Source organism: Mesorhizobium sp. WSM4807, assembly GCF_055811615.1.
In genome coordinates this window covers 175,280-189,168 of sequence record NZ_JBVVQY010000004.1, presented here as the reverse complement: position 1 = coordinate 189,168, position 13,889 = coordinate 175,280, and the positions used below count along the sequence as shown (strand labels likewise).

Annotated in this window: 11 protein-coding genes; 7 read left to right on the top strand and 4 right to left on the bottom strand. The window is 63.7% G+C overall.

The features are described 5' to 3' along the window. The first annotated feature begins 363 nt into the window (after positions 1-363). Complete coding sequence (locus AC0L3N_RS07025) at positions 364-813, top strand: hypothetical protein (RefSeq protein ID WP_473546611.1); 450 nt, start codon at positions 364-366, stop codon at positions 811-813. Between the two features lie 42 nt (positions 814-855). Next, positions 856-3,282 carry a hypothetical protein gene (locus AC0L3N_RS07020; protein WP_473546609.1) on the top strand — a complete coding sequence of 809 codons (2,427 nt, stop codon included), beginning with the start codon at positions 856-858 and terminating at the stop codon, positions 3,280-3,282. A gap of 489 nt (positions 3,283-3,771) precedes the next feature. On the opposite strand, the gene AC0L3N_RS07015 is transcribed toward AC0L3N_RS07020, so the two are convergent. Further along, positions 3,772-5,517, bottom strand: coding sequence for an adenylate/guanylate cyclase domain-containing protein (locus tag AC0L3N_RS07015; RefSeq protein ID WP_473546607.1), 1,746 nt, complete (start codon positions 5,515-5,517; stop codon positions 3,772-3,774). 642 nt (positions 5,518-6,159) lie between these two features. Between AC0L3N_RS07015 and AC0L3N_RS07010 the strand changes: the two genes are divergently transcribed. Genes AC0L3N_RS07010 through AC0L3N_RS07000 form a run of 3 tightly spaced genes read left to right on the top strand, consistent with a single transcriptional unit; the run spans position 6,160 to position 8,854 of the window. Continuing rightward, a complete protein-coding gene (locus AC0L3N_RS07010; protein ID WP_473546605.1) occupies positions 6,160-6,738 on the top strand; it encodes a Spy/CpxP family protein refolding chaperone in 579 nt (192 codons plus the stop codon). A 43-nt stretch (positions 6,739-6,781) separates the two neighbouring features. Beyond that, positions 6,782-7,483 (top strand): response regulator, encoded by a 702-nt coding sequence (locus AC0L3N_RS07005; protein ID WP_473546603.1) that lies wholly within the window; start codon positions 6,782-6,784, stop codon positions 7,481-7,483. A 3-nt stretch (positions 7,484-7,486) separates the two neighbouring features. Continuing rightward, positions 7,487-8,854 carry a sensor histidine kinase gene (locus AC0L3N_RS07000; RefSeq protein ID WP_473546601.1) on the top strand — a complete coding sequence of 456 codons (1,368 nt, stop codon included), beginning with the start codon at positions 7,487-7,489 and terminating at the stop codon, positions 8,852-8,854. A gap of 533 nt (positions 8,855-9,387) precedes the next feature. On the opposite strand, the gene tyrS is transcribed toward AC0L3N_RS07000, so the two are convergent. Next, complete coding sequence (tyrS, locus tag AC0L3N_RS06995; protein ID WP_473546599.1) at positions 9,388-10,641, bottom strand: tyrosine--tRNA ligase; 1,254 nt, start codon at positions 10,639-10,641, stop codon at positions 9,388-9,390. A 320-nt stretch (positions 10,642-10,961) separates the two neighbouring features. Here tyrS and AC0L3N_RS06990 point away from each other — a divergent pair, with 320 nt between their 5' ends. Together AC0L3N_RS06990 and AC0L3N_RS06985 are read left to right on the top strand one after the other, a co-directional pair. Continuing rightward, entirely contained in the window at positions 10,962-11,690 is a 729-nt protein-coding gene (locus AC0L3N_RS06990) for a glycosyltransferase family 2 protein (protein WP_473546597.1), read from the top strand. Then, positions 11,683-12,015 carry a lipid-A-disaccharide synthase N-terminal domain-containing protein gene (locus AC0L3N_RS06985; protein ID WP_095490814.1) on the top strand — a complete coding sequence of 111 codons (333 nt, stop codon included), beginning with the start codon at positions 11,683-11,685 and terminating at the stop codon, positions 12,013-12,015. Before AC0L3N_RS06990 ends, AC0L3N_RS06985 begins: the two co-directional genes overlap by 8 nt. Before the next feature lie 114 nt (positions 12,016-12,129). Here the strand turns inward: AC0L3N_RS06985 and AC0L3N_RS06980 are convergent, their stop codons facing one another. Beyond that, positions 12,130-12,822 (bottom strand): FMN-binding negative transcriptional regulator, encoded by a 693-nt coding sequence (locus tag AC0L3N_RS06980; protein ID WP_473546594.1) that lies wholly within the window; start codon positions 12,820-12,822, stop codon positions 12,130-12,132. Beyond that, a complete protein-coding gene (locus tag AC0L3N_RS06975; protein WP_473546592.1) occupies positions 12,785-13,459 on the bottom strand; it encodes an alpha/beta hydrolase in 675 nt (224 codons plus the stop codon). Before AC0L3N_RS06975 ends, AC0L3N_RS06980 begins: the two co-directional genes overlap by 38 nt. Between the last annotated feature and the right edge of the window lie 430 nt (positions 13,460-13,889).

The window sequence follows — 13,889 nt, the reverse complement described above, 5'->3', positions numbered from 1 at the left end:
GGCTGCACTCGCTGACGTCTGCAAATGGCGCTACCTTCCTGTTCGAGAAACCGGAAGGATTGACCCATTCCAGTCGTACTCGACACGCGTCTTGAGCGCCCGCTTTGCGCCTCAATGTCGGCCATCGGGTCAAACTTTGCCTCCGCGCGGAAGCAGACATTGGGAGTGACCATGCTGGAGGTCGCAGTTGCGCCACTTTTCCCGACATGACGGAATGAGTTGCAGAGTGCGCGACTGCCCGATGGTAATGATGCTGGAAGGCAACACAACCACCTGGGCTTGGCATGCGGCGCGTCCACACGGTTGACCTGTTGGATCGGCGCAGGGGTCGGACTATACTGTCCGGCCATGGGAGGTGCTGCCATGGCTCAGTTGCTTGGACGGTTGCGGTCGATCCTGGTCTTTGCGGCGGTCATTGTGTTCGCCTGCGGCGGAGTCGGTTTCGCGCAAGCTGGAACGCCAAAAGGGGATTGGGTTGGCCTCTTCGGCTGCAGTAGCGCCCCAACCTACCTGCGCATGCGGGTCGCCGCCGATGGCGCCGTTGACCTTCTCGCGCAGAACGAACGCCTATCGTATCAGGCAGCGGAGATCACCGCGCAGGGCTTCGAAGCCGCCTTGCCCCAGTCCAGCAAGCGCCGGCGAAACATGCCCACCGGCGTTTCTGCACGTCTCGATCAAGAGCACGACCTGCTGACCGGAACGCTCCCGGGTTGGGGCGATACCCTACACAACTGCACCCACTTCGTCCTGGTGCGGAGGCCAGCCATCTCCCGGCCGGATAATCCGGATGGGCTGTTGTTTGTCCCACCATAGCAGCTCCAGGTTGAGCAGTGTCGTAGCTATGGCAACTGGCTGTTGAGCCGCGAAGCCACCGAGGTCAGGCTGCCGGAGCTGCGCTTCAGCCTATCTCCGTTGCTGCTGGAGCCCGATGAGATGTGGCGAGTGCTCGGCCAGGACCTCGGTGGCTGGACGGACGAGCATGCCAAGCGGCAGATGGCACTGGCAACCACCTGCCGAAACCTCCTGGGCAGGCAGCGTGACGCCGAAACCAAGGAATTAGCCAAGACCGTGCAGCGCACGCAGAAAACGACTGGCGGGTGGCTGCTTGCCCCTCTCGGCGAGTCGCAGGAGAAGCGCATCGCGTCGTGGACCATCGCCGCGGTCTTCACCCGACTTGATGCCATTGAGGCTCTGGATAAGACGCTCGCCGAGGCCAACGCTGGGCGGTTCGATCCGCCTCCTCCACCCGATGGCTCCCGGCATCTCTATGGGTACTACGAGTGTGAGGGCGGGCCGGTATTCCTGAAGCTCGCCATCAATGCGGATGGGACGTCAGGACGGATGGAGTTCGGCAGTTCCATGGTGCGGTACTATCCGGCAGGCATCCTCGAGGTAACTCCCGTGTCGCTGGACGCAGACGGGCTGCGCATCGATCCGTCCGCCTGGGTGCTGCAACCCACGATGGAAGGGCGCACGCCGATTACACTTGAGGGACGACTGGATGCCTCCACGGGAGAGTATTCAGGTCAGGTTCTTGGGGTACAGGGTTGTACGAGCTTCGCACTCGAGCCCGAACCGCCGAAGCCGAACCGTACGCAGAACTTCGATGGCCTGCTGTTCCATGTCCGCAGCCAGCGCGACCACGACCTCGATGCGCCCCGTTGCCGGACCTATGCCGAATGGCTGGCCGAGCAAACCCTGCTCCAGTTCGGCGCCGTCAGGGCCCTCTCGAGCGCCATCACCGACGTGGACGGCATGCTCCGGGTGCTGGGCAAAGCCCCTGAACACTTCCGGCCGGGCGACAGCATGACTATCAACACCCTGGCACAGATCTGCCGCCATATGCTGACGGAGAGCATGGACGCTGCCGATCGGACATTGGCCTCCAAGGTCCAGGACTGGGTGCCTTCACCCCTCCGGGCTTCGCTGAATAGTGCGGGCGGCTATGAGGACTGGCTGATCGCCGAGCAGGTACCGCTTGTCACGAGGAAGCAGCAGCAAGCTGTGGACGACAAGCTCGCGGAGATCGCGGCACTTCCGGCACAGCCACAGAGCCTGGAGCTTGCGGATCGCGAGCGCGAGCAGACCCTGCGCAACACGGAAGGCTGGCTTCGGTTGCTGAGTCCCCCCGATCGTAAGCAATTCGAGGCACAGCTTCTCGACGCTCGGCGAGGGCTTGAATTGCGCATCGCCGAAGGCATGACCAGGAATTTCGCTTCCCTGCCATCGACGTACGAGGCGTTCGAGCAGCTGGACGGCATGCTCCGTGAGCATCAGCAGGCGCTCCAGCCCTATCAAGCCAGAGCCGGCGCCGCAGCACTTCAGGACGCGTACGAGGCCGCCGCTGCCGAACGTGCGGGACTGCTGTGGCCGGGCTTTCTCGACGAGGCTGAGGCGACGCTCTCCGACAATGCTGACGCCGGCTATGAAGCTTTCGGACACCTCGCCCGTTTCGACGACATCGGCGACCGGCTCCAGCGGCATGCGAGACCGATGGATGACCTGTCGCAAAGGCACACCGCATACCGCGATCGCTCCCGCGCCCTGTCGCTCGACATGGTGCGTCGCTCCGAAGCGAGGCTGAGCGAATGGGTCGAGCAACTGCCTCCGTCCGTCGCTGGCAGGGATGCGCTTGCCGCGTTTACGCGCAAAACGTTTGAAGCCGATGCAGTTCCAGCAGAGCTCAGTCGCCTAAGAACTGCCGTCGAGGCGTACCGCGAACGGGAAAACCCATTGAACCTGTCGCGCCCGGACATCACCCAGGCCTTGCTCGACCGGCAATGGCAGGATGTGGCCTGGCAGGGCTTTGACGACATGGCCTACTACCAGACGACGCTGGAACGCATCAAAGATCAGTGCCCTGGAGTCGTACCCCAAGGTGGAGGCTCGGGGGACGCCACGTCGATCGTGGGCTTCTTCACTCGCATGGCGCAGGTTTCGACCGCGCGGGCGATGAGTGGGGAGGCCGACAATCAGGAGGATGCCGAGCGGGCAGTGCTCTTTGGGCTCAACGCGATCTTGAACAGGCCGGGCTGCGTCGTCGACCAATGGGGCAATGTCGTCGGGGTATGCACAACCGAGGAGGAGTTCAATGGTGCCCAGCAGGCGATCATGACTTCCTCAGCCGCCATCTCGGATGTCGGCATGTTGCTCGCTGATGGCTGCGAAGGCCAACCGGCGATCCTGATGCGCAACTTGGCGGACTTTGCTGCCTTGGGGGGTTCGATACCTGCAGGCGAGCCGATTGCCACACCGCAGGACTACGTCGCGGCTTTCAAGTAGTGATCGAGAATCCGCTCTGCCATGCTGGTGCCCGACAAGGGAGGTTCCGCTCTCCCGTTGGCTTCCGAGCGCGACTAGTTAGGCGCGTTGATTTGGGCTTCAATTTTCCTTGGCTCGTGGGTACCCCTCGAACCGTGCGATTGTATTTTACGTGCAAAGGCTATCCGTCCGCTTCGTGCCCCAAACTCGGTCGTTGGGGGGGTACTTTCGCTGCTTCTGAAAGCCGACATTCCAAACGGGTCACGCTTGCCGACGTGTTTTGACCCAACGGCGACATTTGTCTGGACCGTCGGTAGGTCTCGTCAGGGTGGAAACCGGAGTTCGACGCGAGCCTAACACAGAGCTCGCCGGCTGTTCACGGCTGCTCTACGCGCTCAGTCCTCGGACAAGCCGGCCAGAGAACTATCCTTCCAGAAGCGACGCGGGATCAAGGGACGTCGCCTGGCCGGACGTGACGCGCAGGAGAGGGCATCTTTGCAACCGCGACGATCACTCCGGCACGCCGGAGATGCCCAGCGCCTCGACGTAACTCTCGGCGAACACCTTGTCCCGCCACGGGTTGATCTGTCTCTGCAGGGTGAGCGTGTAGGTCGGGAATGCCTCCATCAGCCGCCGCGCCGCCGCCTGCGCCTCGTCCAGCCGGTTGAGTTTGACCAGCGCCATGATCACCACCCGGTGCGAGGAGCCGTAGTTCGGCATCTCGTGCAGCGCGCGTTCTCCCCATGCCAGCGCTTCTTCGTAGCGCTCGAGCATCAGGTAGCTCATCCCGATGCCGGAGAGCGCGATGCCCTTCTCGGGGTCGACCGGGCTCAGCCGCATTGCCCTGTGAAAGTGCTCGATCGCGACGAGCGGGCGGCTGGAATGTGCGTTCACCCAGCCGCTGCCCGTATGGCCCTGCGCCGAATTGGGGTTGAGCAGCAGGGATCGTTCAATCGTGCCCAGCGCCATCTCGTAGTCCTTCGCGCTGTAGGCGATCACCTGCGCGGCGAAGCGTAGGCTCGTGGGGTCGTCGCGCGCTTCCGCCAGTACCTCGCGCGCCATGCGCGCGGCGACTCGGATATCGTCGGGCTCGTGCCAGCACTGGCTCACGGATAGGCTGCGGATATAGGCGCCGAGTGCCTTCGCCAAGTTGAAGCTAGGGTCGATGCTGAGCGCCTCGTTGGTGAGCCGGCGCACGTCGGCAAAGCCTTCGCGCGTCATGCTGTAGAAGCGCGGCAGCGCGCGAAGGTAGAGGTCGTAGGCGCTGATGTAGTCGGTCGGCTTCATGCGCGCCTGCTTGATCTCCTCCAGCCGGATACTCGGCTCGACGGCGCCGACGACGCTCTCGGTCACCTTGTCCTGCAGGTCGAAGATGTCGCTTACGTCGCCCTCGAAGCGGTCGGCCCAGACATGGTGTCCGCTGATCGCGTCCACCAACTGCCCACTGATGCGCACCCGCGATCCTGCTCTGCGGATGCTGCCTTCGAGCACGTAGCGGACGCCCAGTTCGCGCCCGACCTGGCGCAGGTCCACCGCCCGGCCCTTGTAGGTGAAGGACGAGTTGCGGGCGATCACGAAGAAGGAGTTCACCCGGCTCAATCCCGTGATGATGTCCTCCACCAGCCCGTCGGCGAAGTATTCCTGGTCGGGATCGCCGCTCATGTTGGTGAAAGGCAGAACCGCGATCGAGGGTTTCTCCGGGAGGGGAGGCAGTGCAGCCACCGAGGCGCTGGCGTCGGTCTCGACGCGGTAGGCGCGCACAGGCCGCTCGATGTTCTTGAGGCGCAGGGCGCCGAGCGGCGTGAAGCCGCAGTCGAGCTTGCCCTGAAGGTGGTCGTAGGCGGTGCCCGAGACGACCACGGTGCCGGGGTCGGCGATGCTTTCGAGGCGGGCGGCGATGTTGACCCCGTCGCCGTAGAGGTCGCCGTCCTCCTCGCAGACCACGTCGCCGAGATTGACGCCGATGCGGAAGCGAATCCGCTCTTCCTCAGGCGTCTCCGCCTCGTGTTCTGCCAGGGCCTGCTGGATCGCCATCGCCGAGGTCACCGCGTTAACGACGCTCGCGAACTCGCACAGCATGCCGTCGCCGGTGAGCTTGACGATCCGACCCTGGTGCTCGGAGACCAGCGGTTCGAGGAGGTCCTTGCGGTAGATCTTCAGCCGCTCGAGCGTGCCGCGCTCGTCGCGCTCCGTCAGGCGCGAATAGCCGACCACGTCGCAAGCCAGGATCGCTGCGAGGCGGCGCTGCGTGGTCATTGCACCGCTCAGCCAGGCGCCTGCACGCGGGCCGCCCCGCGTCCATGTCCTGCCAACTTCCGGACGCCCTACGTGCATGGTATCCATCTCTCCCAGTCGCCGCCCGTCGCCGATACAGAACGCAGAACGCAGCTTGACCTTGCCTTCACGAGACTTCGCTATCCCCGCTTGCGAGGCGTGGAGCGTTCCAGTCGCCGCGCTAACAGCCAACCGACGACACGCACGCAGCCTCTGGGGACGCTGACCACTCCCAGAAGGCCGGAGATATTTCCTGCTCTGTGTAACCGGTTGACGCCACCGTGGCGGTGCTTTTGTCACCGCGATGTAACAGCGAGATGCCCTACGAACGCCCGCATCGGGCATCACACCAGACGTTCGCGCTTAGAGGTGCTGAGGTCGGCAAGTGGCGCATCCTTCAGCAAACCGTAAAGATTGACCCTTACGGCCACATCGATCAGATCAAGCTCAAGAGGCGGGGTTTCGGGTAGGGTGGAGAACCACCGCAGCACTCCCGCTGCCCCGCCGCAATAGCGCCTTGCCGGCTTCACACAACTTTACATTCGCCCGCAACGGCCGAAACATTGCGCTCCTAGTCTGGCCCAGTCGCGGCGGAGATGCCGCATTAGCGAAAGGACCAGCATCATGGAAACGAACCATCAGGAACCGGCCGGCCTCTCCGGCACCCCGCAGAAGAAGAGCTGGGGCAAGCGCATCGCCATAGGCGGCATTGCGATAGCGGCGCTTGCCGGCGTCGGCGTCGCCGGCGCGCTCAGCCAGGATTACGGGCGCATGCAGCGCTTCGGCATGGGCGAGAGCGACGGCGGTCCCGGCATGCACATGCAGGCCAATTTCCGCCACGGCATGGGGTTTGGCGGCCCAGGTTTCGGCGGCCATCACTTTGAGCGCATGCTCGATGAGGTCGACGCCACACCCGAGCAGGAAGACAAGCTGGAGGCGATCATGGACAAGCTCCACGACGATGTCCGCCCGATCATGCGCGGCTTCCGCGACACGCGAGACGATGTCGCCAAGCTGCTCGGCGCCGCAACCATCGACCGCGAGGCAGCGGAGAAGCTGCGAGCCGAGCGCATCGCGGCGGTCGACGAGGCCTCGCGCAAGCTGACGACGGCGCTGCTCGACGCCGCCGAGGTGCTGACGGCCGAGCAACGGGCGGAGCTGGTCGAACATTTCGAGGATCGCGGCTGGCACCGCCGCTGGTAAGCTCTGTACCGGCACAGTTTCGAATCGGAGCAAACAAACGAGCATGGCGGACCAGGTTCTCATCGTCGACGACGACAGGCGCCTGTCCGCCATGCTCGCGGAATATCTGACGGGCAACGGCTTTCGTGTGGGAGCGGCGGAGACGGCGGGTGCAGGCATTGCCGAGATCGCGCGGCGGTCGCCCGATGCTGTGATTCTCGACGTCATGCTGCCTGACATGGACGGCTTCGAGGCGCTCAAGCGCATCCGCGCGAACTTCGATGTGCCGGTTCTGATGCTGACGGCGCGAGGCGACGAGACCGACCGCATCGTGGGGTTGGAAATAGGCGCCGACGATTATCTGCCGAAGCCGTTCAATCCGCGCGAGTTGCTGGCGCGGCTGAAGGCAATCCTGCGCCGCCGCAACGCCGGCGCGAACGCCTCCCCGCGCATCCTCCGCTTCGGACGGCTGGAGATCGACCCTTCCTCGCGCTCGGCCCGCGTCGAAGGGCGCGACTGCCCGATGACCAGCTACCAGTTCGACCTGCTGGTGGCGCTCGCCGAAAATGCCGGGCGCACGCTGTCGCGCGAGCAGCTCATGGACATGGTCAAGGGCGAAGAACTGGAAGCGTTCGACCGGTCGATCGACGTGCATGTCTCGCGCATCCGCGCCGCGATCGAGACCGATCCGAGACATCCTCGCCGCATCCTTACGGTACGCGGCGCGGGCTATGTCTTTGCCCGTTTCCAGGACGGTGACAGATAAGCCATGCGCAGCAGCCTTTTCGTCAAGATCTATCTCACCGTGCTCGTCAGCCTCGCCGTAGTGGCGATCGCCAGCGCGATCTTCGTACGCATGGGCCAGGAACGCGAACATGCCGGCTGGAGTGGCCGGCGCGACGCCTTCATCGAGGCGATGCTGCCGGCAGACTCCGACCCCGCCTTGCTGCAGGCGACGGTCGAGCGGCTTTCGGCGGCCTTCGATGCCGACATCTCCGTCTACGGACCGCAGGGTCGGCTGCTTGCAGCGGCCGGTCGGCCGATCCCCCCGCAAGAGATCGGATCGCGGCGCAGGATGCGTCCCGGCGGGCATCACCTGCTGATCAGCCGGCAGCCGGACGGAAGGGTGATCGCGGCGCGGCTGAGAGTGCCGTTCGGCCCGGCCGGGCGCAGCCCACTTGCCTTTCTCGCGCTGATCGCCGCGGTGATAGGGCTTGCCGCCTTTCCGGTCGTGCGTCATCTTACACGCCGCCTTGAAGCATTGCGCCAGGGCGTGGATCGCTGGGGCAAAGGCGCCCTCGACACGCGCGTCGCAGTGAGGGGCAACGATGAGGTTGCGGCGGTGGCGGCGAGCTTCAACCGCGCCGCCGAGCAGATCGAGCGGCTGCTTGTCGCGCACCGCTCGCTCCTTGCCAATGCCAGTCACGAGTTGCGCTCGCCGCTTGCGCGCCTGCGCATGGCGATCGACCTCAACGCCGACGGACAGAGCGGCCCGATGCGCGACGAGATCGTGCGTGACCTCGCCGAACTCGATGCGCTGGTGGAGGAAATCCTGCTTGCCAGCAGGCTCGACCATATCGAGAAGCTGGAACGGGTGGAGCCGGTGGATCTGCTGGCGCTTACGGCCGAGGAAGGCGCGCGCTCCGGCGTCGACGTGTCGGGCGAACCCGGCATCGTGTCGGGCGACCCGACACTGCTCACGCGGCTGGTTCGCAATCTCATGCAGAACGCGCAGAGACATGGCAGCCCGCCGGTCAGCGCGCATGTGGGAACCGAAGGCGGCTCTGTGGTGCTCAAGGTGCGCGATCACGGACCGGGCCTGCCGGAAGGTACCAGCGAGCGCGTCTTCGAGCCGTTCTTCCGACCACAGGGCCGCAGCGAGATGGCCGGCGGCTGGGGCCTCGGACTGTCGCTGGTGCGCCAAATCGCCTTGCACCACGGCGCAACTGTGCACCACAAATCGCCGTCCGGCGGCGGCGCCTGCTTCGTCGTCACGTTTCCGGCAATATCCTTAGTACGGCGGGCGCATACCCTTGTGAAAGCAGCCCCCTCGGCGGGGCGGAAGGAAGGTATGATTAACGCACGAATTCCCGACGGCGAGATCATCGACGGAAGAGCCAGGGTTTCGCGCATCTGAGCGGTAACTCGCGAGGCCCTTCTTATGCGGTCGCTAGAGCGCCGGGTCCTTCGCCTACACAATATACGCGAAGCGTATGCGTCCGCGCACTTGCTCTCGAACATGCAAGTTTCCACCGCGTAAAAAGTTGGGGCCTATGGCCTATCACGTCGGCTCTTGCCCCCCTTCCACGACACCTGACCATCATCACAGGCTCAAAGGCGGCTTTCCACTCGATGGCGGCCGTTCGTGCGCCAACTGAATGTCTTGGAGGGTCAGGGTTTGACGGTGCTCTTGCCTCGGGGCGGAGGTCTGTAACGGCGGGCCGCGACGTACGGGACCACTTCGAGAAGGTCTGGAGATTGCGCTACCTGCTCGTTCCGATCGATGAGACGATTGGCAACCCATCTCGGCCATTCTCAGTAGCTACCTGATTAAGTTTTACCTAGGCCGTGATCCCGAACCGAAGGTCAGCGCAGCAAGAAGTGAAACCGGTTTCGGAAAAGGGCTAATGGAGCCCCATCCCGATTCCATCGGCATCGATCAGGCGCTGGTCAGACTGGCCGCACCAGAACGTGTTTTTTCTTGCCGAGCGACAGTTTTACGACTTGTTCCGGGCCGAGATCCTGAAGTGTCACCAACCGGCGATCATCGGAAACGGACTGGTCGTTCAGCCGCACAGCGCCGCCCTGGATGTGTCGCCGCGCCTCGCCGTTGGACGCAGCCAGCCCGGCGGCAACGAACAGCGACAATATGCCGACGCCGCTTTCCAGATCGGCCTTGCCGACCTCGACGGTCGGCAGCGTTTCGGCCAGCGCGCCTTCTTCGAATGTCTTGCGCGCGGTTTCCCCGGCTTGCTCGGCTGCCGCGCGGCCGTGCACGATGGCCGTCGTTTCCGTGGCCAGGACCTTCTTGGCCTCGTTGATCTCGGAGCCGCCAAGGGCGGCGAGCCGCGCGATCTCGGTGAGCGGCAGGCGGGTGAAAATCTTGAGGAAGCGCGTGACGTCGGCGTCCTCGGTGTTGCGCCAGTACTGCCAGAAATCATAGGGCGAGTAGAGATCGCCGTTCAGCCAGACCGCGCCCTTCGCCGATTTGCCCATCTTTGCGCCTGACGACGTCGTCAGCAGCGGTGTGGTCAGGGCATAAAGCTGCGGCGTACCCATGCGGTGTCCGAGATCGACGCCGTTGATGATGTTGCCCCACTGGTCCGATCCGCCCATCTGCAGGCGGCAGCCATATCGCCGGCTGAGCTCGACGAAATCATAGCCCTGCAGGATCATGTAGTTGAATTCGAGGAACGACAGCGATTGTTCGCGCTCAAGCCTCAGCTTGACGCTGTCGAAGGTCAGCATGCGGTTGACCGAAAAATGCCGGCCGACATCGCGCAGGAATTCGACATAGTTGAGCTTCATCAGCCAGTCTGCATTGTTGACCATGATCGCGTCGTTCGGACCGTCGCCGAAACGCAGGATGCGGCCAAAGATGCGTTTGATGCCTTCGATGTTGGTGGCGATGGCCTCAGGCGTCAAAAGCTTGCGCTGGTCGTCGCGGAAGGACGGGTCGCCGATCATCGAGGTGCCGCCGCCCATCAGCGCGATCGGCCGGTGGCCGGTCTCCTGCAGCCAGTAGAGCATGGTCGCGGAAATCAGATTGCCGATATGCAGGCTGGTCGCCGTGGCGTCGTAGCCGACATAGGCGGTCACCGTTTCCTTGGCGAAAAGCTGGTCGAGGCCGGCATCATCCGAAATCTGGTGGATGAAACCGCGCTCGCTCATTATGCGCAGGAAATCGGATTTGAAGGCGGACATTTTTTCTTTCCCGAAAGCGCCCAACCGAAGCGGATCGGGCGTGGTATGCGTGAACGCGGGCGTTTAGCATCCAAGCGCGATCAGCAAAAGGGGAATCCGGTTTTGCATCCGGTCGCGTTTTACATGACCGGTTCGGTGCGAACGCAATCACGAGCCTTGAAACGGCGCAAGCTCGCCTTCCGGCTGCATCCTTGCTTCATCGTTTGGGCTGGCGTAATGAGGCGCCGCGCCAGCGGGTTCTCGCCGCACATGACCCGCTGGAAGGGCACCGCACGGCATCGAATCGAATGCCAATATCCTGTGACAGAGCCCGACGCGAAATGCCGGAGATATCCATCGTCATTCCTTGCCGGAACGAGGCGGCGAACCTGCCGCTTCTGCTCGACGAGATCGGGGCGGCGATGGCCGGGCGCGCCTTCGAGGTGATCGTCGTCGATGACGGTTCGACCGACGGGACCACCTCGGTGCTTGCCGCCCAGGCAATGCTTCGCCCGTTTCCGCTTCGCCACCTCCGGCATGAGAAATCCGCCGGCCAGTCTCTCTCTGTGCGTTCGGGCGCATGGGCGGCCCGCAGCGATATCGTCGCCACGATCGATGGCGACGGCCAGAACGATCCCAAATATATTCCGGTGCTGGTCGATGTCCTGCGGCAGGCCGGTCCCGGTTTCGGCGTTGCGCAAGGGCAGCGGCTGAAGCGTCGCGACAGCAAGATCAAGCAACTGGCGTCCCGTTTTGCCAACTGGCTGAGAAAGGCCGTCCTGCATGACGAGACCCGCGACACGGGCTGCGGTCTGAAGGCGATCCATACCGACATCCTCAGGAAATTGCCGTTCTTCGACGGCACGCACCGCTTTGTTCCGGCCCTCGTCATCCAGGAGGGGTATCGCGTCGTGCATTGCGACGTGGTCGACCGCTCTCGCCGCCACGGCAAGTCGAATTACGGGATTTTCGATCGCGGCCTGCAAGGGGTGCTTGATCTCGCCGGTGTCTGGTGGCTGCGCCGCCGGCGTCGCAGAATGCCAAAAACAGAGGAAATCCGGCATGGCTAACGTGCTTCAGGAACTGGCGACCTGGCTTCACGACGTCTTCGTCAAACAGTTCGATACGTGGATTCTGCTCGGCTTTGTCGCCCAGTTCTTCTTCAGCATGCGCTTCGTCGTGCAGTGGGTCGCATCGGAAAAAGCCAAGCGCAGCGTCGTGCCGATCGCTTTCTGGTTCTTTTCGCTGTTCGGCGGCAGCCTGCTGCTGATCTACGCCATCCAGCGGCAGGATCCGGTGTTCATCGCCGGCCAAGCCCTGGGCCTGTTCATCTACATCCGCAACCTGTGGTTGATCGCCAACGAGCACAAGGCGGCGATGACGAAGGTCGATTGAGCGACCTGCCTCTCAGCGCGACGTGGCGCAAGCCGGCAAGGTCGACACCGATGCGTTCCTGGCCACAGCAAATCCCTGGGAGACTCCGGGCTGCGACCTTGCACAAGGTCGGTGCTATCCGTCGTCCAGTCCGCCGTAGGATCGTACCAGCCGGACCATGTCGGGCGAGTTCGGGCCCTCGCTCTCGAGCCCCTCGGCGACACCGCTACGGTCGGCGATAGGCCGGTTCTGGCTGACCTTCCACTTGCCTTGCATGTCCGTGATCTCGATTTCCAGCCCGATAATGCCCTTGATCTGCGACTGGATGAAGGGGGCTGGTGCGTCGGTCACAGCCCAGGGTGCTTCGCGAGCGGCTTCCTGTGATACCGTCAGATCGGAAATCTGCTGGGCCAGCCAATCCTGGTCCTCGATCACCCTGACGGCACCGCGCACCTGGACAATGGCGTAGTTCCAGGTCGGCACGACCTTCCCGGTTTCGCGCTTGGTCTCGTACCAGGACGGCGTCACATAGGCATCGGTGCCCTGGAAGACGACCAGCACGGGCGATGCCGGGCTGTCGGCCAGCAGGCGCCATTGCGGGTTGGCTCTCGCCAGATGGGCGCGCAGCCTGCCGTTCGGTGGCACTTCGGCGTCGAGCAGGAACGGGATCGCGTTCGCGACCGGCCCCTCGGCTCCATTTGAAATCAGCAGCCCAAGCGGATGCGCCCGGATCAGCCCGTGCAGGACGTCCTGTCGCGTTTCCTGGAAATGCGGGGCTGGTACATCGCTGCTATCGCAACCGTTTCGGCCGCGGGTCGGACAATTCACCGGCCAGCCGGCGATCGAGATAGTCCGCGCATTCCTGGAGCAGGAGGTCCGCATCGTTGGAGAAGAAATGGTTGGCGCCGGGCAAGGTCTTCTGGGTGATGGTGATGCCCTTTTGCGTGTGCAGCTTGTCGACCAACCCCTGCACGTCCTTTGGCGGCGCGACCTTGTCGGCGTCGCCATGGATGATGAGGCCTGACGACGGGCAGGGCGCCAGGAACGAGAAATCATAGGTGTTGGGCTGCGGCGCGATCGAGATGAAGCCTTCAATCTCCGGCCGGCGCATCAGAAGCTGCATGCCGATCCACGAGCCGAACGAATAGCCGGCGACCCAGCAGCTTTTGGAATCCGGATGCAGCGATTGCACCCAGTCAAGTGCCGCGGCCGCATCCGACAATTCGCCGGTGCCGTGGTCGAATTCGCCCTGGCTGCGACCGATGCCGCGGAAATTAAAGCGAAGCGTGGTGAAATCCCGCTTCTGGAACATGTAGAAGAGGTCGTAGACGATCCTGTTGTTCATCGTGCCGCCGAACTGGGGGTGCGGGTGCAGGATGATGGCAATTGGCGCGCTCTTTTCCTTGGAAGGCTGGTAGCGACCCTCCAGGCGGCCGGCCGGACCGGTGAAAATGACCTCAGGCATAAAATACTCCACATGGCATAAGAATGCGCGGCGCCCGGAACAACTCTTCCTCTGGCCTTGACGCAGGGCGAGCGTCTTTCTAGAAGCTAGTTTAGAATTGTTCAAAACTGGGTGGCCAAACGTAATGGCTCGGCTACCCACGCCGCACGCCGCGTAAATAGGACGTCTTGCCTTGCAATTTCAAGGAAATTACGCGCTATCCTCGCGGAACGGCTTTTGACGGGACCAGTTGAAGCGAAAATGGCCGGACCACGCGCCTATCTCGACTACAATGCCAGCGCGCCGCTGCTTGCCGCGGCGCGGGGGGGGGGGGGGGGGGGGGGGGGGGGGCGCGCCCGCCCCCCCGCGGGGGCGGGGGGGGGGGGGGGGGGGCCCGCCCCCCCCCCCCCCCCCACAAAACCGCGGGGGGAGGGGAGAGCGTCAACGGGGC